The organism is Buttiauxella izardii (assembly GCF_003601925.1).
Taxonomy (GTDB): Bacteria; Pseudomonadota; Gammaproteobacteria; order Enterobacterales; family Enterobacteriaceae; genus Buttiauxella; species Buttiauxella izardii.
This window is the reverse complement of sequence record NZ_QZWH01000001.1, coordinates 181001-202742: the sequence shown is the minus strand read 5'-3', so window position 1 is coordinate 202742 and position 21742 is coordinate 181001. Positions and strand designations below refer to the sequence as shown.

Sequence of the window (21742 nt, the reverse complement as noted above, 5' to 3'; positions counted from 1 at the left end):
TTCAGACGATGAATACTGACATACACTGTTGGCGGCGTTAATTATATGTAAAAAGGAAAATCAAACATGTCACAAATCGTTCATTTCCAGGGCAACCCTGTAGCGGTTGCAGGTCAGATCCCACAAGCTGGTAACAAAGCAGAAGCTTTCTCTTTAGTTGCAAAAGATCTGTCTGATGTTGCACTGAGCCAGTTCGCCGGAAAACGTAAAGTACTGAACATTTTCCCAAGCATCGACACCGGCGTTTGTGCGGCATCCGTGCGCAAATTCAACCAACTGGCAACTGAAATGGATAACACCGTTGTACTGTGTGTTTCCGCTGACCTGCCATTTGCCCAGTCTCGCTTCTGCGGCGCAGAAGGCCTGAGCAATGTTGTGACTCTGTCTACTCTGCGTAACCCAGAATTCCAGCAAGCTTATGGCGTTGGCATTTCTGAAGGCGCACTGAAAGGCCTGACGGCTCGCGCTGTTGTGGTTCTGAATGAGCAAGATGAAGTGGTATTCAGCGAGTTAGTGAATGAAATCACTAATGAGCCAGATTATGCCGCAGCACTGGAAGCTCTGAAGGCTTAAGTGTGACAATTTTGTCGGATGACGTTGCGTTTATCCGACCTACGCAGAGATTTATCATCAGCGTGAATGCCCCCGAAATCGGGGGCATTTTTTGTTTTACTCTTCGGTTTTACGCTGGCTCAGGCCATATTCACGTAGTTTGTTCGCAATCGCGGTATGCGAAACCCCCAACCGTTTAGCCAGTTTACGCGTACTTGGATAAGTGCGATAAAGCTGCGTCAGCACCGAGCGCTCAAAGCGGCTGGTGATGTCATCCAGCGACCCTTCCATCGCCTCTTCGCCAACCACTAAACTCGCGGTATCAAAGTCCGGCAGCAGAATATCTTGTGGGCGTAGCTCGAAGCCTTCGAGTTGCGTTAATGCGCGATATATCGCATTTTTCAACTGGCGCACGTTACCCGGCCAACCATAACGCGTCAGCACATTGCTTAAATCATTGGCTAGTTTTGGACGGGGTACGCCTTGCTCATCGGCAAAACGCGCCACAAACAGTTCCGTCAGCGGCATGATATCTTGCGGGCGGTCGCGCAGCGGCGGCAGATTCAGCGTCAGCACATTCAGGCGATAATAGAGATCTTCACGGAACTCGCCTTTCTGCACCATCTCAATCAGGTTCTTCTGCGTGGCGCAAATCACGCGCACATCAACGTGAACTTCGTGCTCCTCGCCCACACGGCGGAATGTGCCGTCATTAAGGAAACGCAGCAGTTTAGTTTGCATACGCGGCGACATCTCACCGATTTCATCCAGCAGCACCGAGCCGCCGTTTGCCTGCTCGAAGAAGCCTTTTTTGCCTTCGACGGCATTGGCGTAAGCGCCTGGCGCATGACCAAACAATTCACTTTCTACTACATCGTCCGGCATCGAACCGCAGTTCAGCGCCAGATAAGGTTTCTGCGCGCGCGGGCTGCCGAGGTGGCAAGCGTGGGCCAGCAAATCTTTGCCGGTGCCAGTATCGCCAACAATCAACAGCGGCGCATTCAGCAGTGCCAGTTTATGTGCCTGATCAACCACATGACGCATTTTCGGGCTGACCGCGACAATCTGGCTAAAGGCGCCAACATCGGTGTTCGAGAGGTTCTGGAGCTGGCGGCCCATACGCACGGTGGAACGCAGCATGACTACCGCCCCAACCAACGTTGAGTTTTCGTTTTCGCTATCAAGGTGAACCGGCGTGATTTCCATCAGGAAATTCTGCCCGTTAATCACCACGTGTTCGGTATGAGATTCCGTCGGCTCACTTTCCAGCCAACGCATAAAGTTGAAACCGTTCACCAGACTTGCGGCGTTGTGGTTACGCATCTTGTCTGCGTTCTGGCCGAACAGCGCACAGCTCGCCGGGTTCGCCAGCTCAACTTTGCTTTTCATATCCAGAGAAAGAACCGGCTCTGGCAGCGCTTCAAGCAACGCACTTAAGGCGCGATGTTCGCGCTCGGACGGCATCCACGGCACGGTACGCACATCCGTAACTCCCGGAATACGACGAATTTCAGCCATCAGGCTGCTGAATGTATCGAAGTCGAGAGTCGAGAAATTAAGGTAGATTCGCCCAATGGGATCAATTTCGATACCGCGCAGGTCGATGCTGCGCAGCACTAACAGATCAAGCAATTCACGGGTCAGACCGAGACGGTCTTCACAAAAGACTTCAAGACGCATGGGAATATCATCCTCATAGCCAATAACCTTTGGATGATAAGACAGTTCCCACGCGGCGGGAAGCGCTCTGTCAACAAATATTGACATCCTGATGGAAAATCAGGCGCTTTGCCGTAAAGTTGCCCGTAAAGAGCATACAAAGAAAAAGGTTAAATCGTTTTAAATAACCCCAGTGAGCAGACCCACTCCAATCAACGTGGCAAAACCGCCCACCAGACGCGCAGCGCCTTGTCGGATTGCTGAACGCATCATCAACCAGCCCAGGCCAAGTCCGGCCAGATGCAGCCCTGCGGTGGCGATAACCATTCCCGACAGTGCGGTTAAAGAGTGCGAGAGTTCTGCTCCGTGTGCCAGCCCATGGAAAAGTGCAAAAGCGCCGATGACTAACGCACCGCTCGCTCCCGGCAGCTTCATTTGCAGCGCAACCATCGCGCCAAGCCCCAACAACGAAGTGGCAACAATAAATTCCGTTACGCCCAGAGTCAGCCCCGCCATTCCTGCGAGTGCGCCGGTCAATAACAGCCAGGCGAATACCAGCGGCGCGAGCCACCACTGCCGGGTGTTCATGGCACTCCAGATGCCCACCAACAGCATAACAATCAGATGATCGGCACCGGTCAGCGGGTGTAGAAATCCTTCGGTAAAACTTAACGTGTGGTGTGCCCCGCCATCATGGCCCGTATGCGCCAAAGCCAATGCCGGGAAAAAGACTAACAGTGAAACAACAGCCTTAGTGATCAATCGCATCATTCATTCCCCTGTGAATTGTTATCCATTGCCCCATTAAATCATCTGCATCGTTTTAAGCGCTTCGAGCGTGTTCAACGCTTCTTCCTCGTCTAGCAGGCTCATGGCGAAACCCACATGCAGTAGCACCCAACGCCCGACTAACGCCTGTGGCGAACCTTCGCACACCAGCGAGATATTGATTTTGACCGTCACGCCCGATACTTCTGCGCTGGCGAAATGATGGCAATCCTCGCCCACCTCAATGATTTTTGCGGGTACGCCAATACACATGCTTATTCCTCCGCGAGTTGTTACTCGATTTCCAACTGTTTTATGCGCAGACTGTCGCCATTCTCAATGTGCAACTTGTGGCCGCCGCACTGTGGACACGGGCTGGCGTGTTGTTCAATCTCGACACTTTGGCTGCAATCCCAGCACCACGCCCGAGCCGGAAGGTGGCTTAGGCGCAATTCGCTGTTTTCTGCCAATGTGCCGCGAGTGGCGCTGGCAAAACCAAAGCGCAGCGCCTGTTCTTCAATGCAGGCGAGTGCGCCAAGCTCCAGCCACACTTGCGTCACCCGTTGCGCGCCGTGCTGCTTCGCTTGCTGTTCAATAAGCTCCACCATATTGAGACACAGGCTGAGTTCATGCACGCTCGTGGCTCCTTGTCGGTATGCGGAAAAGCGCTCTACGCGTGGGATCCGCAGGCTGGGTGCAATCCGCAATGGGGAAAGAGAGCGCCATTTTGGCGGTCTGTTCTGCGAGCATAATCATCGTCCCTGCTGACGTGTGTTTTTCCAGCGGCGACATCAGCGACGACGCGAGGTATTGCCCGCAACCGTCCATTTCCCCAACCGTAAAACGGACATTGCCGCACGGCAGCGTGAGCGCCAGTTTTTCCCCAACGGTGCGCGTCGTCCATACCTGTCCAGGCCCTGGTAACACCAGCAGACTCAGCATCCACGGCGTGAGCATGCAGCCCAACCATTGATGCTCGAAAAGCTGAAAACCGCAGGCTCGCACCGGAATATGCGCCCGATAAAATGGCAACTGGCACATTTGCGACTCTGCCACGGTCTGGAATGCTTTTTCCAAAACGGTCGAAGGATTATGCGTTAGCATCAGCCACCTCAAGCGGTATCACCTTTACACCCTCTTGTTTTAACGCCACCACAATTTGCTGCAACGCAGGTTCAAGTGCCTGTTGAACGACGGGCGATAAGGCGATCCCTGGCTCCAGAGTCTGCGGTACTACGCCCACTAATGTGAGACGCGCCGGAAATTCGCCGGTTAACCGCAGCGCCATCAACACATCGGCAAGCCCAATCTGATGGGGCGAAACCTTGCGCGTAAACATCGCCGGGATTTCATCGTCATGGAGCATCACCACACTCCCCGGCTCGTCTCCGGTTAATACCGCGTCGGCGACAATCAAATGGTCGCGATTAGCCATCACATCCAGCAGATCCATACCCGACGTGCCGCCATCCAGCACCTCAACGTGCGGCGGCAGTAAGTAGCGTTGTTCAAGCACCTCGACAATTCGCACACCAATCGCTTCGTCACCCAACAGTAAATTGCCGATGCCCAACACCAGAATACTCATCACATCACCTTCACAAGGCTCACTTCGCCGCCCGTAGCATCGACGATGTGAACGGCACACGACATGCAGGGATCAAACGAATGGATGGTTCGCACCACTTCCAGAGGTTTGGCCGGGTCGCTAACGGGAGTACCGACCAGCGCACGCTCATACGGGCCGGGCTCATCATTAAAGTTGCGCGGCCCGGCATTCCACGTCGAAGGCACAACTGCCTGATAGTTAGCAATTTTGCCGTCTTTGATCACCACCCAGTGCGACAACGCCCCGCGCGGTGCTTCGATAAAACCGACACCGCGAATTTCGCCAGTAGCCGGAATATTCGGTGGAATAAAGGTTTCGTGGTCGCCGGTGCCAATATTAGTCACCAGCGCCTGCCATTGCTGGCTGAGGGTTTGATGCAGCACGCAGGCATGAACCGTGCGCCCGACCACGCGCCCGAGCGTCGATTCGAGTTGTTCGGTGCGCACCGCTTCTCCGGTCAGAGTTTTCATCATACTGGCGAACTGGCCGAACACTTGCTGAGTGGGTTGATGCCCCGCTTGCAGACTGCACAGCAGCCAGGCGAGCGGCCCCATTTCCACCGTTTTGCCGTAAAACGTCGGGGCTTTCACCCAGGAGTATTTTCCGTCTTCCTGCCATCCGGTGTAGTTTGGCCGCGTCAGCCCTTCCCACGGTGCCAGCGGTTTGTCGTCCTGATACCAGGCGTGTTTGCCGCTTTCCTCAATACCCTGTTGCAGATACTTATCATGCTGCGTGGTAATCGGCCGGAATTGACCGTTTTCCATGTAGCCGCCCGGTAGCAGGTATTGCTCACTTTTACGGTCTATCGGCAATTCAGGGACGCACAGATAACAATCTGCGCCCTTACCCATTGTCAGCCACTGCGGATAATGCGCGGCGATGATCGCGGTATCGACCAGATAAACCTGCTCGATAAAATCCCCGAGCTTGTCGATAAAACTTTTCAGGTACATTAGGCGTTCGAGGTTCAGCACGCCAGGGGAGTCCAGATTAATCGGGTTTGCCACACCGCCCACGGCCAGGTTCTGGATGTGCGGCGTCTTTCCGCCGAGCACCGCGACAATGCGGTTTGCATCGCGCTGGCACTCCAGCGCCTGTAGATAGTGTGCGACGGCGATCAGGTTAACTTCCGGCGGCAGCGTCATCGCCGGATGCCCCCAATAACCGTTGGCAAAAATACCCAGTTGCCCGCTCTCCACCAGCGCTTTGATTTTGTTCTGCACCGCCAGAAATTCGGCGGCGCTGTTAAGAGGCCATTCGGAAAGGCCGTTCAACATCTGTGCCGCTTTCTGCGGGTCAGCTTTGAGGGCGGAGGTCACATCGACCCAATCCAGCGCCGAAAGCTGATAGAAATGCACGATGTGGTCGTGAATGCTGTGGGCGGCGGCAATAATATTGCGAATGTATTGCGCATTGACTGGCACTTCCATTCCTAACGCATTTTCCACGGCACGCACCGAGGCTAACGCATGAATAGTGGTGCAAACCCCGCAAATACGCTGGACGATCATCCACGCATCACGCGGGTCGTTACCTTTGACAATCTCTTCCATGCCGCGCCACATCGTCCCGGAAGACCAGGCCTTAACGACTTTCCCCTGCTCAATTTCACAGTCGATACGCAGATGCCCTTCAATGCGCGTGACGGGATCAATGGTGATGCGTTGGCTCATGAACTTCCCCTGAATTTTTAGTTTCGTTATGGCGATGTTGCTCTGGCAGGACAGGTAACAGTCTGATGAGCAGGATGTAGGCACACACTTCGATGGCAATAAAACCAATGGAGATAATCAATTCGCTGGCGGTCGGGAAATAGCCGTAACCATTGCCGGGGTTGTACGCGAGCAAAGCATAATTGAGTCGCCAGAATGCCGCGCCGCACACCATGCTCAAGGCACCGAGAAACAGCAGACGGGGATCTTTACGGTTGCGCTTCCAGCGGAAAATCACCAGCGGGAACAACATCAACGCCATTTCGGCCCAGAACGACAGCGCAAAACGGTCGAGGTGCCAGAGATAAGTCGTTTTATGGCGCACGAGGATTTCGCCCACGCGCAACACAATAAACAGCAGCAAAAAGATCTCCGTGAGACGCGTCAGACGGGCAAACAGCGGCGTTTCATTTACCCCTCTTCCCCGCAGCCCGGCCTGCACCAGCGAGCCTTCAAAAATAACGATTGAAAAACCGAGGATCGCGGCGGTCAGCAATGAAAACAGCGGCAGCATTTCATAGCTTTGCCACAGCGGATGCACCTTATAACCCGCAGCAATCATCAGCGACCCCATCGACGACTGGTGCATCGACGGCAGTAACGCGCCAAGGGCAATAATCAAAAACATCGCTTTGTTCAGCACGCGCAGCGGCTTCTTCCAGCCGAGGCGTTCAAACAGCGCCGGGGCAAATTCCAGCGTCACAATACCGATGTAAATCGTCATGCAGACGGCGGTTTCAAACAGCACCGAATTGGTATTGAAATGGCCTGGAATATAGAAATACGGCAGGTTCCAGTAGCGCCCAACGTCAATGGTTATCGACAAACCGCCGAGGGAATAGCCGAACAGGCTGGCTAATAACGCCGGGCGCACCAGCGGGTGATATTGACCACGATTGAACACATACACCGCCCAGGCAAGTGCCCAGCCGCCGCAGGCAAGACCGGTTCCCACCAGCAGATCAAAGGCTATCCAGATGCCCCATGGAAAACCGCCGTTTAAGTCCGAAACATTCCCCAGCCCAAAGACCAGACGTTTGACGATCAGCAGCAAGCAAAGTACGGCAAAAGGCGCCAGCAGCATGACCGGCCAACTCACCAGCCGCCCACCGAGAGGCTTCGTGTTATGCATCATCGCTACCCTCTTTTTCCTTGCGCTGCTCATTACGCATATTGCGCTGAACCATAAAAGTGATCCCCGCCAGCGCCGCAAACGGCAACACCATGCCTTTGTACAAGGAGTGCTGAACATGCTCCGAACGCGCCCCGGTAGACAGCTCCGCCAACGCAGGCAAACCCAGATTGTCGAAAGGCACGCCCGCCAGCACTAACACCTGAGTGCCGCCGCCCTCTTTTTCGCCATAGAGATGTGGCTGGTAGTGAGCGACCGGGTGTTCATAGAGATCGTGGTGGAGTGTCTGGCGCGGGTAACGATAATTTTCACCGGCTTTACTGTTAAGCCGCCGTTTTGCCTCGTCCAGCAACTCTTCGCGAGTGCCGAAAATCACCGCCCCGGTAGGGCAAACTTCAACGCATCCGGGAAGCTGGCCTTTATCAAGGCGCTCAACGCCCTTCTGGTTGCACAGTTCGCATTTATGGATTTTGCCGAACGGGTTGTCGTAATCGTATTTCGGCACATTGAATGGGCAGCCGACCATGCAGTAACGGCAGCCGGTGCACACGTCGGGGTTGTAATGAACAATGCCGGTTTTGGGATCTTTGCGCATCGCCTGCACCGGACAGACCGACACGCAGTTAGGATCAACGCAATGCATACACTGCTTTTTGATGTAGGCGAAGCCGTCGGTCAGTTGGTCTTTATGCTCGCCTTTGCCGCTGCGCCACACCTGAATAATGTTATTGGTGTAGGGGCTGAGTTTGTCGTTGTTCGACCAGGTCGATTCGGTTCCCGCGTAGGCATAGGTGTCGCCGTGTGGCGCGTCGGTGTGATTGACGCGCTGGCATTCGCTAACGCAGGCCTGGCAACCGACACACAGCGTGGAATCATAAAGCATCCCCAGCGCACCGGGGATCGGCGGCTTGTTTTCTGCGCTCGCCCGAGCCGTTGAGGTGCCGCCAACAAGCAACGCACCTGCGGAGGCGAGTTTTAAAAAATTGCGTCTGTTCACGGCTTATTCCCCCTCAGGCGGATCCTGACGATCCTTCTGCTGCCGCCCAAGTTCTTTCACCGTCATCAGGCTAACGCCCGCGACCAGCCCAACCACACCGCCCAGCAGCCCTACCGACGTCAGGCTGATATTCCCGCCCTCCGGACTGGTTACTTCAGGTTTAGCGCTGCGCGGTGTTGGGTTTTCTACATTCGCCAGTTGAGCTATGCCTTTGGTGAACCCGACGCCTTTCTCATTACAGCCGTAGCAAGGATGGCCGATGCCCACCGGCCAGATACCGCCGCCGATGTCGCAAAATTCCAGCGTCGAACAGTTGCCATAAGTTTCTGGCCCTTTACAGCCAAGATGATAAAGACACCATCCCTGTCTGTGGCCTTCGTCGCCAAACTGCTTCGCAAAGCGCCCGGCATCAAAGTGCGGGCGGCGCTCGCAGTTTTCATGAATGAGTCGCCCGTAGGCAAATTTCGGGCGGTTTTTGCTATCCAGCGCCGGAGGCCGTTGGTAAGTAATGATGTGTGCGACGGTGGCTAAAAAGTTATGCGGATTCGGCGGGCAGCCCGGAATATTGATAACGGTCTTACCAGGCAAAACTTCTTGCAGACTAACCGCACCGGTTGGGTTGACGCCGCTTGCCGCCACGCCGCCCCACGCGGCACAAGAACCGATGGCAATCACCGCCGCCGCATGTTCCGCCACTTCGCGGATGTGCTCCACAATCGGTTTCCCGGCCACCATGCAGTAGATCCCGCCGTCTTTAAGCGGAATCGAGCCATCAACAACCAGCACATAGCGCCCTTTGTAGCGCTCCGTCGCCCGCAGTTTATTCTCTTCCGCCTGATGACCGAACGCCGCCGAAAGCACTTCGTGGTACTCAAGGGAAATCACGTTAAGCAGCAAATTCTCTAGGGTGGGATGGGTTGAACGTAATAACGACTCGGTACAACCGGTGCACTCCTGAGCGCCTATCCAAATAACGGGCGGACGCTCGGCTGAAACCACCGCCGTCGACATCTGCGCCGCCGCCTTTTGGCTCAACCCCATCGTCGCGGCTAATGCAGCACACAGCTTCATAAAATCACGACGGCTCACACCTTCAGGCAAAATTAACGGATGCTCCATTCTTTTCTTACCTTTTATAAAAACTTGTCTTAATGCACGATAAGCACCTTAATAGACGTGGGTTCAAAGGCGAGTCTATTGATGCACATCAATTTAGAGGGTGAATACAAAGAGTTCCTTTCAGGAATATGAAGAAAATCGAGTCAGCAAAAAAAATATTTACTTCATTTCAATGGGGATTTTCGTGCCAGTGATATTTTTCCCGCCTCATTTAAATACAGCCCTTTGGTTTCGGGGGCAAATAAAATAGAAACAATCAGGCCGACTAATAGACGTAATGACCCCGACAGCAGACGCGCGAAAATTCGATGGGAAGGGTTCGTTGGGATAAAGCCACTGTAAAATGCCTAACCAACAGCGGGATAATCATTTGAGGCAACTACGGGCTGCGGATGAACCTTCTGAAATTCAAGGATCTCGCTCATCTGCGGCGAGATCCTTTCCAGTACGCGCACTTTGTTTTCAGGCTTCATGGTTCCCTCCGGATGAAATTCCTTCCATTTTAGGAACCCGACGCTGAAAAACTGAGAACTCACCGACCGATATTGAATAATTACATCAGCGGGACTTGCGGATTTACGACGGGCGTTTGCTGATGGTCTCTTTCAATTGCCCGATTAACTGCTTGCGGAAATCACCGAGTTTCGGTTTATCACCGTCAATCCACGGCAATGGGCGGCACAGTTCCATCGCTTTAATGCCTAAGCGAGCGGTCAGCAAACCGGCACCAATCCCCTGCGCGGCGCGTGTTGAAAGTCTTGCCGCGAGATCCTGACCAATCCAGTCCATACCGACTTCGCGCACCAGTTCGCTGGCTCCGGCAAAGGCGATATTCAACAACACCAGGCGGAATAAGCGAATGCGGCTGTAGTAACCTAACTCAATGCCATAAACCGTGGCAATACGGTTGATCAGGCGCAAGTTACGCCAGGCGATAAACGCCATATCCACCATCGCCAGTGGGCTGACAGCAATCATCAGCGTGGATTCAGCCGCCGAACGGCTGATTTCCCGGCGCGCCTGGTTATCCAGTACCGGCTGAACTAAACGCGCATACAGCTCAACGACTTCGCGGTCGTTTTGCGTTTCGTGAATCGCCGCATACCAGCGTTGCAGCGCAGGATGCCCGTGATCAAGCCCGGCCTGGCGTGCCAGTTTTTCGCAGAAGGCTTTCCCCTTCCCCATACCGTGGCTGTGCATCAATTCACGCGCTTCATCGCGTTCTTCCGCACGCTGGCGCAAACGCCATAAACGCCGCCACTCGGTTGCCACCGAACCTACGCCTGCGGCGATAATCAAGCCACCAGCAATACCACCACCCAGCGCAATCCAGTCCTGCGTGACATACGCGGTATGTGTCCACTGAATGCCTTGCGCCACCACGCTGACGCCGAACAGCCCCAGCCCGACCTGAACCATCCGCCGCCACAAGCTGCGTTTCGGGCGCAATGCCGCTTCAATCACCGCTTCCGCTTGCCCGCCATCGTCAACGTCAACGTCGTCGAACGAGTTGAGCGCTGGCGTAAATTTCTCAGCCTCTGGCTCGCTGAACGCATGCGGCGCTTTATAGATATCTTCTTTTTCCACATCCAGTGGTTGCGCGAAATCGATACGCGGTTTTAATGGTTCGTTCATCGCAATTTATCCCCGATTAAAAACTCCAGCGCCGCGTCCATCCGAATGTGCGGCATTGGCTTGTCCACATCCATCACTTGCGGGCGGAACTGTTCAAACTGAAAGCCCTGCTTTTCCCAGAATGCGCTGCCCGGCAAACGCGCAGGCACTTCGCCAGGGTAAACCGTTAATGGCTCACCATCACTTAAACGATTGCCGCGTAACGCCGGGATTTGCTCCCCGCGCACATCCACCAGGCCGCTTTGGGTAGCCTGCACCGAGGCAAGCCCCATGCAGTCCATGTCGATGCCTTCAAACGCCGCATTTTGCCAGGCGTCTTGCACCAGTTGCTGAAGCAGCGACACCATATTGGCGTGCTGATCGACGGTCACATGGTCAGCCTTGGTGGCGGCAAACAGCAGTTTGTCGATAACCGGCGAAAACAGGCGGCGGAACAACGTGCGCTGGCCGTAATGGAAACTTTGCATTAACTGCGTGAGTGCAAGCCGCATGTCGTTAAACGCCTGCGGGCCGCTGTTTAGCGGTTGCAGGCAATCGACCAGCACTATCTGGCGGTCAAATTTCAGGAAATGGTTCTTATAAAAGCCCTTTACGACTTTTTCGCAGTAATAATCAAAGCGCGTGCGCAACATGCCGATATTGGTGGATTTATCTGCCTGCGCGAGTTTTGATTCGCCAATCGTGTCCACATCCGCCCACGGGAAGAATTGCAGCGCTGGCGCACCCGCCATATCGCCGGGCAGTACAAAACGCCCCGGCTGGATGAAGTGCAAACCTTCCCGCTTGCAACGCAGCAGGTAATCCGTCCAGGCTTCTGAAATTTCCGCCAGGCGGTTTTCATCTGCGGGCGCTAACGGATCCAGCCCTTCACACAGTTTGCGCCATTGCGTCGACCATTCAGCCCGCGAGCCGGTCAACAGGCTGGTCATCTGGCGCGACCAGGTGAGGTAATTTTGCGCCAGCATCGGCAAGTCCAGCAGCCACTCGCCCGGATAATCGACAATTTCCAGATACAGCGTGGATGTGTCTTTGAAATGGCGTAACAGGGAATCGTTAGAACGATAACGCAGCGCAAGGCGCATTTCGCTCACGCCCCGCGTCGGCGTCGGCCAACTCGGTGGCGAACCATAAAGCTGCGCCAGTCCTTCGTCGTAGGTGAAACGCTGAATCCCTAAATCACGCTGCGGCACACGCTTCACGCCCAGCAGGCGTTCTTCACGCACCGCATTAAGCAGCGGCAAACGTGCGCCGTTATGCACGCTCAATAATTGGTTCACCATCGCGGTGATAAACGCCGTTTTGCCGCTACGGCTTAACCCCGTCACGGCCAGGCGTAAATGCCGGTCCACGCCCCGGTTCATCAGGGCATTCAGTTCATTCTTGATTCTGTTCATATGCGTCCTGGTTGCACCCTTCTGAAACTTCAATGGGAGAAGTTATGGGGGTAAATGTTGATAAATCAAAGTGCATAGCTCAATTTTACACCCTATTTACACAGACGCATCGTGCATAGACAGTCTCTATCTCGTTAAGTAATATGCGTTATCTTTTGGCGCAGAACAGGACCGGTTCAGTCATGTCGCCCACCATTTATGATATTGCCCGTTTGGCAAATGTTTCCAAATCTACCGTATCGCGTGTGCTGAATAAGCAGACTAATATTTCCCCGGAAGCGCTCGAACGTGTTTTAAAAGCGATTGAAGAGTTAAATTATCAGCCGAATAAATTAGCCCGTGCGCTGACGTCCTCTGGCTTTGACGCGATTATGGTGATCTCCACGCGTTCAACAAAAACGACCGCAGGCAATCCTTTCTTCTCAGAAGTGCTGCATGCTATTACCGCTCGTGCAGAACTGGAAGGTTTTGACGTCATTTTGCAGACATCTAAAAACAGCAAAGAAGATCTGCAAAAGTGCGTGAGTAAAATCAAACAGAAAATGATTAAGGGCATAATTATGCTCAGCTCACCGACCGATGAATCCTTTTTTGAAGAGTTAGATCAGTACGCTATTCCGGTGGTGGTAATTGGAAAAGTAGACGGGAATTTCAAACACGTTTGCTCGGTGGATACCGATAATTACCAGGACAGCATCAAGCTCACGCAAACCCTGCTTAATAAAGGCCATCGAAAAATAGCTTGCCTGCATGCCCCACTCGATTACCACGTTTCCGTAGACCGACTTGCCGGATTTAAAGATTGCCTGCAACAGCAAAATATTAGCCTGCCGGAAGAATGGGTGGTTGATGGGGGATATACCAACGAAACCGCACTCGAAGCCGCCAATAAACTATTAAGCCGCTCAAATCTCCCTGATGCCATATTTGCCACTGACAGCCTGAAGTTAATGAGCATTTATCGCATTGCGCAAGAGAAAGGGATTAAAATCCCCGAACAGCTTTCGGTTGTCGGTTATAGCAATGACATGCTGAGTTTTTTACTTTCCCCACCGCCGGGCGGTATTGAAGTCCCGACGCTGGAATTAGGTACCTCAGGAAGTGCGCTGCTATTTGATAAAATAACCGGGAAAGCAGCGGCGGCAAGAACGATAATTCCTACGGTGATAACGTTTACGGATTCGATTACCTAATCTGAATAAGGCGGGTAACTTTTCTAAACCCGCCCTTCCACTTTCTATAAAGTAAATCTGTTTAATCAACATCTATGAATGCTGTTGAGTAGATAAATTCACCTGAGTTATAAGAACATTTCCCATTACAATTTAATGTTTTCAAAGCAGGATCTTCACCTCATATTATCACTCGTCAACCTTGTTCTTTATGGTTAATACATTGACCATACGTCTATTACTCTACATAACTCTAACCATTACAAAATCAGGAAGGTTTTTATGAGCAATATGATTTATGTTACTGTTACAGGGGCAAAACAAGGGCTAATATCTTCTGGATGTTCATCTTACGAATCAATTGGTAATAAATATCAAACATCCCATAGAGATCAAATATTAGTGATGTCGATGGAGCATGCCGTCACCAGAGCACAAAATGTCAACCATGGCCCATTGTCCTTTATCAAACTTATTGATAAATCTTCACCATTGTTAGGTGTTGCCATTTCCAACAATGAAGAACTGGATATGAAATTTGATATCTTTAGAACGTCATTTTCAGGCACCAACGAACTTTATTATTCTATAACTCTCAGAAAGGTTTATTTAAGCGCTTTAAGTATAGTGTATCCGCATGCAATAGATCATTCGGGAGATCAGCCTGAGGAAATGGTCTCTGTGAATTATGAAAGTATAACCTGGGAGCATCATATCGCTGGAACTTCAGGGTATAGTTTTTGGGAAGAAAGAATTTATTAATTTTCAAAAAACGTAAGCTAAGGAGTGCATTTTGCGTGACCCTAATCTTGAAGATAAATACTGTGATATAAAGAGCTACAATTTCCCTAAGTGGGATGTAGTGGATCTTTCTATATGGAAAATGTATCAAGATGATCCTGATAATTACTGGGGGCAATCATATCTTTATCTCTACAAAGACTCATATATAAAGTTCCATAAAGAAACGATCATTAAATATTCAAACGAAGCAAAGATATCTCCGCTTTTACTTGCAAGTATTGCATGGCAAGAAGCGGGTGGTAAGCCAGATAATCTAAAACCTCAGGTACTCCTTTTCAGGCAACTGATTGATTCCTTCAAAAACAACAATGATTACTCAAATAGAGTGTCTGTCGGGATTGTTGCTATGCAAATAAGAGTTGTCGCGGAAACTCTTGGAATCAATCCCAGAAATTTATCCAACAGACAACAACTTCAGATAAGTCGATGCCTACAGGATGATGATTTCAACTTGAGGATGGTGGCACTTCATCTGCATAGTTTAATTATTCATGATTTTCCAGATGCGGATACTTTGAATTTGAATGATGCTCAAATAGTATTAGCTGGGTCCAGGTATAATCGTGGAATCGAAAGAAACCTGGAGGATTTTACCACTGCCCTTTACCTACCAAAAGATGACATTAAAAGAGATTATATTTCATATGGGTTAGCGATAATAAAAAGAAGGGAAAGGATAAAAAAACTGATGGGTATTCAATGATGAAAAGCACACAACCCATAACGTTATGTCAGCTAATTAATCCATTTTTCCTTGCATGGTATTTGCTATGTTTAGCGATCATAACATTTTTTGCTTATATTGATTCTCCAGCGACTTATGGTGACGATGCGGTACATACATATTGCACCATACTTGAAAGTGGTGATGACAGTCGGGCTTTTACGGTTCCTGTCTCATTGCTTTTTATGTTGCCTCTGTTCATCAAATTATGGCGGTCATTAGTCGCCAGGCAGTTTACACCGTCCATATTGATTGCCTTGCTTCTGGTCTATTTGTTGTGGTCTTTTTTTGGTGTTTATTATTCATGCTAAAACAATTGGCGGGAATGCAACCCCGCCAATTGAATTGGTTATACCCCAAATAATTCGAGTTGTGGGTATATGGGTTAAAACGCGTAATTCACACCTACGCCCGCATAATGGAATCTATCATTCCCACCTTCATCATGGTTTTCCCACTCGTAGGCGTATTCCAGCGTCATTGAAAGTCCGTTCTGGAAATCGTAGGCGTAAAGCATTCCGAGGCGGTTATAGTCGTGATCTTCGCGGTCAATATCGTCTGACCAATCCCAGTTCGTCCAGCGATCCAGCCCTAAACGGGTGTATGGCGTCAGGGTGGTATTCCCTAAGGCAATCGGTAAATAAGCGCGTATTTCCTGGGTCGAGAACTCGCCGTTGTTTTTATCGCTGTCGGTATTAAACCCGCGTTCTAAATAGTAGTTTGTGCGCAGCGAGACGGTTTCATTAATTTTCCAGGTAAAGCCGGTTTCGGTTTCAACACGGCTGTCTGAATAGCCGGTCTGGTCGAGGTCGTTATCAAAGCGGTAGTACGCCAACCAGCCGCTGAAGCTCCAGTCCTGGTTGATATTCACATTCCAGTCAGGCTGGAATTTGTAACGCTGAGTATTAGCCGTTCCGTTATTAGAACCATCATCATTTTTGAAGTGGTAGCCGTAATTACGCATACCACCGGTGAAGCCTAATGACCAGTCGTCATTATCAATAATCTGATAGCGAATATCTAATTCAGGTCGGTTAAAATAAGTACCGCGGGTGAAATTACTATAATCAGCAGAACCTTCCTGATACATGGTCATCGCAATAGTCCAGTCGCCGTAACTGGCATTGAAATAGACCGATGGCTCATATAGCCCGTCTTTATCATCCGCCTGCCCTTCAACGTTTTCTATTTCGTACATGGCACCGATATTATAATGCCATGATTCAGTTTCTGCGGCTTGAACGTAGGTCGCTCCAGCGCAGAGAGCCAGCGCCGTACATTGGATTAACTTTTTCATTATGATGTCCTTGTCAAATATAACTAAGAAACCGGGAATGACTTCCCGGCGTTGTGCAGCAATAAGTATTTAATTAATGGCGATTTCAGTTTCAGCATCAAAGAAATGACTTTTATTCATATCGAAGGCTATTTTTATAGTTTGTGCCGCTCGATAATCAACGTCAGAGTTAGCGCGCAGCGTTAATTCATGCCCGCCGACTGTGGCGTATAACATAAATTCCGCACCGGTTAATTCAGCGACGGAAATAGTGGCATCAATTCCCGTCTCTTGTGGAGACGCCAAAATATCTTCCGGGCGAATCCCTAAGATCACTGGTTTATGTTGGTAATTTTCCAGCTTCATGGCGGCATATTTGTCTTGTGGTATCGCCAGCTTCAATGTTTCGGTAACAAAACAACCGTTATCCAGCGTGCCACGGATAAAGTTCATAGAAGGCGAGCCAATAAACCCAGCGACAAACATATTTGCTGGATGGTTATAAACGGTTTTAGGCGCCCCAACTTGCTGAATAATTCCATCTTTCATAATCACGATGCGCGTTGCCATGGTCATGGCTTCGGTTTGATCGTGCGTGACGTAAATCATGGTGGTGTTAAGTTTTTGATGTAGCTTGCTGATTTCCGCACGCATCTGGACGCGCAACCTGGCATCGAGGTTTGACAGCGGTTCATCCATCAGGAATACCCCCGCTTCGCGCACAATGGCGCGACCCAGCGCCACACGCTGACGTTGCCCGCCGGAAAGTGCTGCCGGTTTGCGATCGAGATAGGTTTTCAGCCCCAGAATGGAGGCCGCCCACTGCACACGTTCGTCGATAATTTTGGCATCAAGCTTTTGCATTTTCAGCCCGAACGCCATGTTGTCGTACACCGACATATGCGGGTACAGCGCATAGTTCTGGAACACCATGGCGATGCCGCGTGATTTGGCAGGAACATCGTTCATGCACACGCCGTCAATCAGCAGTTTGCCGCCGCTAATCTCTTCAAGCCCGGCAATCATGCGTAACGTCGTCGATTTACCACAGCCAGACGGCCCCACAAAGACGATAAATTCTTTGTCTTCGATTTCGAGGGTGAAATCTTTCACCACATGAACGTTGTTATTATAAATTTTCTGTATGTGCTGCAACGAAAGTTGTGCCATCACGTGTTCCTTTTCTCACACAGCGTGTGCGCTGTGCTGGTTTAACCAGAATGTTTGCAGAAGCGGCCAGTTCAACTGCGCGGTGGTGGGCAGTAATAAATCTGCGTGTTTAAGTTGCTCACCAATGCCCAACGAAAGCATGCCGCTTGCGTTAATTGCTTCGACGCCAGCCTGCGCATCTTCAATGCCGATGCAATTTGCCGGTGACACGCCCAGCCCCGCGCAAGCCGCGATGAAAATCTCAGGGTCAGGCTTGGAATGCTTGATTTGCCCGGCATCGGCGCAAAAATCGAATTGTTCGACTAAACCGAGCGCCTTTATAATGCGCGGCGCATTGAGCGAAACCGAGGCCAGGCCCACGCGCACATCCTGGCGATGAAGTTCTTCGAGCAATGCCGCAATACCCGGCAAGACGGACGCCGGACTCAACTGTTGCAGCGATGCGACATACAACGCATTTTTACGCTCTGCCAGACGGTTTTTTTCCTGCTCGCTGTACCGCTGTTCAGCGCCGCCAATACGTAAAATACGCGCCAGAGAATCCATCCGGCTGATGCCCTTCAACTGTTCATTGATCTGTTCGTCGACAGTTATATCGAGTTCCGCTGCGATACTTTGCCAGGCCAGAAAGTGCAGATGCGCGGTATCAGTGACCACTCCATCTAAGTCAAAAATCACTGCCTGAGGTTTCATGGTTTGGCTCCCTTTGTGGTACCGCTCCCAGTAACAGGCGCAAAGAAATCCGCCAATAAGTAAGTTTGTGAGCCCAATACCGATACCTGCTTTTCACCCAAATGGAGCGTGACAGGGTTTTTACCAAAGACAGAAATCGCCACCTGCTGCGGGGTCAGCTTCAGATGAATGCGCGCACCTTGCCAATAAAATGGCAGCGAGGCAGATTGCCACTGCGCAGGTAAACGCGGGTTGAGATGCAACTCGCCCTGCTCAACGGTCAGCCCGATAAAACCTTGCACCGCACCCAGCCAGATAGCACCCGTCGCTGCGGCATGGATTCCGTCGTCGCAACTATGCGGTTCATCACCCAAATCAATCAGACACGCCTGCTGCCAGAACGCGTAAGCCTGCTCCGGGCGGCCACAACGTGCAGCAATTACGCCATGAATAGCTTTACTCAATGAAGAGTCATGGATGGTACGTGGCTCGTAATAATCGAGATTGGCCTGCATCTGCTCAGCGGTAAATTTCCCCGGCAACATGTAAGTCAGCATCACCACATCCGCCTGCTTGAGAATTTGCATCTCGTTGACTTCAGCGCGTGAGTAATCGAGCAAAATCGCCTGCGTTCCCTGCTGCTGTTTATAGTGCGTGAGATCGATGGTCGGTTTACGGAAGAAAGTATCGTCCTGCGGGATCAGGTTTTCGCCACTGGCAGCAGGCACATAGAGACGTTCAAGGAAGTCGTCTGCCTGGCGGGTGAAATACACATCCTTAATCTCGAATTGCTGCAAGTAATGCTTCGCACGCTCGACATTGAAATGCGCCAGAGAGTTAGTGTAAGCGTTATTGTCGACGTGCTCGGTGTATTCATCCGGGCCGATAATATCGTGCAATTCCAGCCTGCCGTTGACGTCAACAGCGCGGCTTATCCAGAAACGTGCGGTTTCCAAAAGCAGCTCAATACCGCGTTCGCGCATAAACGCATCGTCGCGTGTGGCCTGATAATAAGCATCTACCGCCCAGGCGATATCCGCCACCAGGTGATGCTCCGCCAGTGCCGAGGCCACTTTCTGCCGTAATCCGGTACGGATATTAATCGCCGCAAATTCTGGCGTTTCTTCTTGACCCGACCATGCGCTTTCCCATGGGAACAACGCGCCCTGCAAACCATTTTTACTGGCTTTGTTTCTCGCACCCGGCAGGTTATGCCAACGATAACTCAACAACTGGCGAGCAATTTCCGGCTGCGTCATTAAATGGAAAGGCAGCAGGAATACTTCGGTATCCCAGAACACATGGCCTTTGTATCCTTCGCCCGTCAGCCCTTTTGCCGCAATGCTGCAACGTTCGTTGTGCGTGGGTGTCATGGCGAAAAGATGGTAAAGCGCAAAATCCAACGCCCTTTGATCCTGGCTGTTTTCACTTTCAACGATGACGCGACTGCGTTGCCAGTAGCTCTGCCAGACTGCGGCAGATTCAGCCAGTAGCGAGTCATAACCTTGCTCCACACACTGAATCAGTTTGTTGATCGTCACATAACTGCACGTTTGCGCGTGATAATCCGCATCCAGCGAGCTGGCAATCCAGCTGGTTTTCACCAGGCTGAACGCTTCGCCCTTCCCGATTTTGCCGCTACAGTGCTGCGTCAGACGGCGGTTTTTCGCGTAGAAACTACTGCAACTTTCGGCAGGCACCGCGCAAAAACTGCTGATCACCACTTCGTTGCTGCCGTCGAGTGTGCGGTAACAGCCCTGTAAATAGCGCTGTTCAAAGACACGAACGCTGGTTTCATCAAGATGCTGGCGGCCCGAGTTGGTTTGTGTGGCATCGATACCGCTGCTGATGGTCACATTCGCGCTGTCATCCAGCGGAGTAATGGCGATACGTGAACACACCAGTGAATGCTGCGCCGCAGATAAAAAGCGTTGGCATTCAATCTGGTAGCGCTTGCCGTTAGGCGCAAGCCAGACCACGCGGCGGCGCAGTTCGCCGCTGGCGAAGTCCAGCTCACGCTGATAATCGAGTATTGAGCCGGAGATCAAGGTAAAAATTTCACCATCAAGCTCGATGCGCATTTGCAGGATGTCCGGCAAATTGACCAGTTCCGTGGTTTCGACAGACGAACTGCGATGGTAGAAACCCGCCAGATACATGCCACGCGTCTGGTCGGTGTAAGCTTCTTCATGGCTGGCACGTAGCCCAAGATAACCATTTCCCGCCGCCATCAGGGTGGCAAATTTATTCAGCGTATGGGGGCTAAATTGCGGCTCATCAAGCCGCGTTAAAGTGCTCATAAGTCGATGCTCGCTCCTGATTCTGCCGCGCGATAAATGGCCGCGACCAGTTGCTGAATAAGATATCCCTGCTCGGCATCGGCGATGCTGACGGGTGCGCCAAGTACGTGGTCAACAAAGGCGCGCATGCTTTTGAAATGGCGTTCGGTGTCGGCAGTTTCGCGTTGTGACAACGTCACGAGCTTCCCGCCTTCATCCTGATAAATATGCGCTGGGAAAAGTGTCGCTCCAGCGTTAACCCCGCAAAACTCCACGTTCATCACTGAAATCGGTTCGATATTCAAAGCGAATGAGGTTTCCAGGCGCAGGATGCCACCGTTATGAAATTCGATAGTGGCGAATAACGCGTCTTCAACGGTGTAGGTTTTTGGGTCCCACTCACCGAATTGGCCGCTATTTTTGCGGGTGCCGAGTTTCTGGAATGAATGAGCGTACACGCGGCGCACCGCCGGGAAACCGAGCACGTACATCGCCGCATCCAACATATGGATGCCGATGTCGATTAACGGCCCGCCGCCCTGTAACTCTTTATTGGTGAAAACACCCCAGCCCGGAACACCGCAACGGCGCAGTGCTTTGGCGGTGGTGACGTACACTTCACCGAGCGTTCCGGCAACCACTTGTTCGCGTAAAAATTGCGTATCGCTGGCAAAGCGATGATGAAAATCGTAAGCCAGAACTTTGCCTGCTTTGCGAGCGGAATCGCGCATTTCAGCCGCCTGCTCCGGCGTCATCGCCGGAGGTTTTTCACACATCACGTGGCAGCCATGTTCCAGCGCTTGCATCACATGCTGATGGTGAAAGCGGTTTGGCGTACAAACGCTGATGATGTCCGGCTGGCACTGGCGGAACATTTCGTCCGCATCAGTGAATGCGTGTGGAATGCCGAGCCGGTTGGCAAGGGATTGCGCACGATCAAGGTGGCTGTCAACGACAGCCACCACTTCCAGCTCGCTTCTTGTCAGGTAATACGACGCATGGACGGTTTCTGCGACCTGGCCGCCACCGATTATCGCCACCCTGAGTTTTTCATTCATTTCACGTTGC

At 51.7% G+C, this 21742-nt stretch carries 23 protein-coding genes and 1 pseudogene; 5 read left to right on the top strand and 19 right to left on the bottom strand.

Features of this window, described 5'->3' with window-relative positions; genetic code table 11:
• Nucleotides 1-66: 66 nt before the first annotated feature.
• Nucleotides 67-573: a thiol peroxidase gene (tpx, locus tag D6029_RS00985; protein ID WP_120062959.1), complete on the top strand. Its 507-nt coding sequence runs from the start codon at nt 67-69 to the stop codon at nt 571-573.
• Nucleotides 574-669: 96 nt separating this feature from the next.
• On the opposite strand, the gene tyrR is transcribed toward tpx, so the two are convergent.
• From tyrR to D6029_RS00925, 14 genes and pseudogenes are all read right to left on the bottom strand, one after another.
• Nucleotides 670-2232 (bottom strand): transcriptional regulator TyrR, encoded by a 1563-nt coding sequence (tyrR, locus tag D6029_RS00980; protein ID WP_120062958.1) that lies wholly within the window; start codon nt 2230-2232, stop codon nt 670-672.
• 159 nt (nt 2233-2391) lie between these two features.
• A complete protein-coding gene (locus tag D6029_RS00975; protein ID WP_120062957.1) occupies nt 2392-2982 on the bottom strand; it encodes a HupE/UreJ family protein in 591 nt (196 codons plus the stop codon).
• 33 nt (nt 2983-3015) lie between these two features.
• Entirely contained in the window at nt 3016-3252 is a 237-nt protein-coding gene (hybG, locus tag D6029_RS00970; RefSeq protein ID WP_120062956.1) for a hydrogenase maturation factor HybG, read from the bottom strand.
• 20 nt (nt 3253-3272) lie between these two features.
• Nucleotides 3273-3614 carry a hydrogenase maturation nickel metallochaperone HypA gene (gene hypA / locus D6029_RS00965; protein WP_120062955.1) on the bottom strand — a complete coding sequence of 114 codons (342 nt, stop codon included), beginning with the start codon at nt 3612-3614 and terminating at the stop codon, nt 3273-3275.
• Entirely contained in the window at nt 3607-4083 is a 477-nt protein-coding gene (hybE, locus tag D6029_RS00960) for a hydrogenase-2 assembly chaperone (protein WP_120062954.1), read from the bottom strand. Before hybE ends, hypA begins: the two co-directional genes overlap by 8 nt.
• A complete protein-coding gene (locus tag D6029_RS00955) occupies nt 4070-4567 on the bottom strand; it encodes a HyaD/HybD family hydrogenase maturation endopeptidase (RefSeq protein WP_120062953.1) in 498 nt (165 codons plus the stop codon). The genes hybE and D6029_RS00955 overlap by 14 nt, the downstream gene beginning before the upstream one ends.
• On the bottom strand, nt 4567-6261 hold the full coding sequence (gene hybC, locus D6029_RS00950) for a hydrogenase 2 large subunit (RefSeq protein WP_120062952.1): 1695 nt from the start codon (nt 6259-6261) through the stop codon (nt 4567-4569). The genes D6029_RS00955 and hybC overlap by 1 nt, the downstream gene beginning before the upstream one ends.
• Nucleotides 6239-7432: a Ni/Fe-hydrogenase cytochrome b subunit gene (hybB, locus tag D6029_RS00945; protein ID WP_120062977.1), complete on the bottom strand. Its 1194-nt coding sequence runs from the start codon at nt 7430-7432 to the stop codon at nt 6239-6241. The genes hybC and hybB overlap by 23 nt, the downstream gene beginning before the upstream one ends.
• Nucleotides 7425-8429, bottom strand: a complete 1005-nt coding sequence (gene hybA, locus D6029_RS00940; RefSeq protein ID WP_120062951.1) for a hydrogenase 2 operon protein HybA — start codon at nt 8427-8429, stop codon at nt 7425-7427. The genes hybB and hybA overlap by 8 nt, the downstream gene beginning before the upstream one ends.
• Before the next feature lie 3 nt (nt 8430-8432).
• Nucleotides 8433-9548: a hydrogenase 2 small subunit gene (hybO, locus tag D6029_RS00935; protein WP_120062950.1), complete on the bottom strand. Its 1116-nt coding sequence runs from the start codon at nt 9546-9548 to the stop codon at nt 8433-8435.
• A gap of 164 nt (nt 9549-9712) precedes the next feature.
• A pseudogene (locus tag D6029_RS22635) lies at nt 9713-9896 on the bottom strand (MFS transporter); the annotation flags it as partial.
• Complete coding sequence (locus tag D6029_RS22755) at nt 9896-10021, bottom strand: hypothetical protein (protein WP_272482831.1); 126 nt, start codon at nt 10019-10021, stop codon at nt 9896-9898. The gene D6029_RS22755 and the pseudogene D6029_RS22635, both read right to left, overlap by 1 nt.
• Before the next feature lie 103 nt (nt 10022-10124).
• Nucleotides 10125-11183, bottom strand: coding sequence for a YcjF family protein (locus D6029_RS00930; protein WP_120062949.1), 1059 nt, complete (start codon nt 11181-11183; stop codon nt 10125-10127).
• Complete coding sequence (locus D6029_RS00925) at nt 11180-12577, bottom strand: YcjX family GTP-binding protein (RefSeq protein WP_120062948.1); 1398 nt, start codon at nt 12575-12577, stop codon at nt 11180-11182. The genes D6029_RS00930 and D6029_RS00925 overlap by 4 nt, the downstream gene beginning before the upstream one ends.
• A 182-nt stretch (nt 12578-12759) precedes the next feature.
• On the opposite strand from D6029_RS00925, the gene D6029_RS00920 reads away from it, so the two are divergent.
• From D6029_RS00920 to D6029_RS22805, 4 genes are all read left to right on the top strand, one after another.
• The gene (locus D6029_RS00920; protein WP_120062947.1) at nt 12760-13770 is read left to right on the top strand and encodes a LacI family DNA-binding transcriptional regulator; all 1011 of its coding nucleotides are present in this window, start codon (nt 12760-12762) and stop codon (nt 13768-13770) included.
• A gap of 261 nt (nt 13771-14031) precedes the next feature.
• Nucleotides 14032-14511 (top strand): Hcp family type VI secretion system effector, encoded by a 480-nt coding sequence (locus D6029_RS00915; RefSeq protein ID WP_120062946.1) that lies wholly within the window; start codon nt 14032-14034, stop codon nt 14509-14511.
• Nucleotides 14512-14542: 31 nt separating this feature from the next.
• Nucleotides 14543-15256, top strand: a complete 714-nt coding sequence (locus D6029_RS00910; protein ID WP_120062945.1) for a hypothetical protein — start codon at nt 14543-14545, stop codon at nt 15254-15256.
• The gene (locus D6029_RS22805) at nt 15253-15588 is read left to right on the top strand and encodes a DUF2645 family protein (protein WP_120062944.1); all 336 of its coding nucleotides are present in this window, start codon (nt 15253-15255) and stop codon (nt 15586-15588) included. Before D6029_RS00910 ends, D6029_RS22805 begins: the two co-directional genes overlap by 4 nt.
• A 74-nt stretch (nt 15589-15662) precedes the next feature.
• Here D6029_RS22805 and D6029_RS00900 read toward each other — a convergent pair whose 3' ends face one another.
• The 5 genes from D6029_RS00900 to D6029_RS00880 all read right to left on the bottom strand — a co-directional run bounded on the left by D6029_RS00900 (nt 15663) and on the right by D6029_RS00880 (nt 21732).
• Entirely contained in the window at nt 15663-16574 is a 912-nt protein-coding gene (locus tag D6029_RS00900; RefSeq protein ID WP_120062943.1) for an OmpG family monomeric porin, read from the bottom strand.
• 69 nt (nt 16575-16643) lie between these two features.
• Nucleotides 16644-17723: an ABC transporter ATP-binding protein gene (locus D6029_RS00895; RefSeq protein WP_120062942.1), complete on the bottom strand. Its 1080-nt coding sequence runs from the start codon at nt 17721-17723 to the stop codon at nt 16644-16646.
• 15 nt (nt 17724-17738) lie between these two features.
• Nucleotides 17739-18416, bottom strand: a complete 678-nt coding sequence (pgmB, locus tag D6029_RS00890; RefSeq protein WP_120062941.1) for a beta-phosphoglucomutase — start codon at nt 18414-18416, stop codon at nt 17739-17741.
• Complete coding sequence (locus D6029_RS00885; RefSeq protein WP_120062940.1) at nt 18413-20695, bottom strand: glycoside hydrolase family 65 protein; 2283 nt, start codon at nt 20693-20695, stop codon at nt 18413-18415. Before D6029_RS00885 ends, pgmB begins: the two co-directional genes overlap by 4 nt.
• Nucleotides 20692-21732: a Gfo/Idh/MocA family protein gene (locus D6029_RS00880; RefSeq protein ID WP_120062939.1), complete on the bottom strand. Its 1041-nt coding sequence runs from the start codon at nt 21730-21732 to the stop codon at nt 20692-20694. The genes D6029_RS00885 and D6029_RS00880 overlap by 4 nt, the downstream gene beginning before the upstream one ends.
• Between the last annotated feature and the right edge of the window lie 10 nt (nt 21733-21742).

Excerpts from the sequence above, each read along its gene's own strand:
- D6029_RS00915 (WP_120062946.1), top strand. The coding sequence starts at position 14,032 with ATGAGCAATATGATTTATGTTACTGTTACAGGGGCAAAACAAGGGCTA.
- D6029_RS22755 (WP_272482831.1), bottom strand. The coding sequence starts at position 10,021 with ATGAAGCCTGAAAACAAAGTGCGCGTACTGGAAAGGATCTCGCCGCAG.
- D6029_RS00955 (WP_120062953.1), bottom strand. The coding sequence starts at position 4,567 with ATGAGTATTCTGGTGTTGGGCATCGGCAATTTACTGTTGGGTGACGAA.
- hybB (WP_120062977.1), bottom strand. The coding sequence starts at position 7,432 with ATGCATAACACGAAGCCTCTCGGTGGGCGGCTGGTGAGTTGGCCGGTC.
- D6029_RS00880 (WP_120062939.1), bottom strand. The coding sequence starts at position 21,732 with ATGAATGAAAAACTCAGGGTGGCGATAATCGGTGGCGGCCAGGTCGCA.
- tpx (WP_120062959.1), top strand. The coding sequence starts at position 67 with ATGTCACAAATCGTTCATTTCCAGGGCAACCCTGTAGCGGTTGCAGGT.
- D6029_RS00930 (WP_120062949.1), bottom strand. The coding sequence starts at position 11,183 with ATGAACGAACCATTAAAACCGCGTATCGATTTCGCGCAACCACTGGAT.
- D6029_RS00925 (WP_120062948.1), bottom strand. The coding sequence starts at position 12,577 with ATGAACAGAATCAAGAATGAACTGAATGCCCTGATGAACCGGGGCGTG.
- D6029_RS00900 (WP_120062943.1), bottom strand. The coding sequence starts at position 16,574 with ATGAAAAAGTTAATCCAATGTACGGCGCTGGCTCTCTGCGCTGGAGCG.
- hybO (WP_120062950.1), bottom strand. The coding sequence starts at position 9,548 with ATGGAGCATCCGTTAATTTTGCCTGAAGGTGTGAGCCGTCGTGATTTT.
- D6029_RS00885 (WP_120062940.1), bottom strand. The coding sequence starts at position 20,695 with ATGAGCACTTTAACGCGGCTTGATGAGCCGCAATTTAGCCCCCATACG.
- D6029_RS22805 (WP_120062944.1), top strand. The coding sequence starts at position 15,253 with ATGATGAAAAGCACACAACCCATAACGTTATGTCAGCTAATTAATCCA.
- hybC (WP_120062952.1), bottom strand. The coding sequence starts at position 6,261 with ATGAGCCAACGCATCACCATTGATCCCGTCACGCGCATTGAAGGGCAT.
- tyrR (WP_120062958.1), bottom strand. The coding sequence starts at position 2,232 with ATGCGTCTTGAAGTCTTTTGTGAAGACCGTCTCGGTCTGACCCGTGAA.
- pgmB (WP_120062941.1), bottom strand. The coding sequence starts at position 18,416 with ATGAAACCTCAGGCAGTGATTTTTGACTTAGATGGAGTGGTCACTGAT.
- hybG (WP_120062956.1), bottom strand. The coding sequence starts at position 3,252 with ATGTGTATTGGCGTACCCGCAAAAATCATTGAGGTGGGCGAGGATTGC.
- hybE (WP_120062954.1), bottom strand. The coding sequence starts at position 4,083 with ATGCTAACGCATAATCCTTCGACCGTTTTGGAAAAAGCATTCCAGACC.
- D6029_RS00895 (WP_120062942.1), bottom strand. The coding sequence starts at position 17,723 with ATGGCACAACTTTCGTTGCAGCACATACAGAAAATTTATAATAACAAC.
- D6029_RS00975 (WP_120062957.1), bottom strand. The coding sequence starts at position 2,982 with ATGATGCGATTGATCACTAAGGCTGTTGTTTCACTGTTAGTCTTTTTC.
- D6029_RS00920 (WP_120062947.1), top strand. The coding sequence starts at position 12,760 with ATGTCGCCCACCATTTATGATATTGCCCGTTTGGCAAATGTTTCCAAA.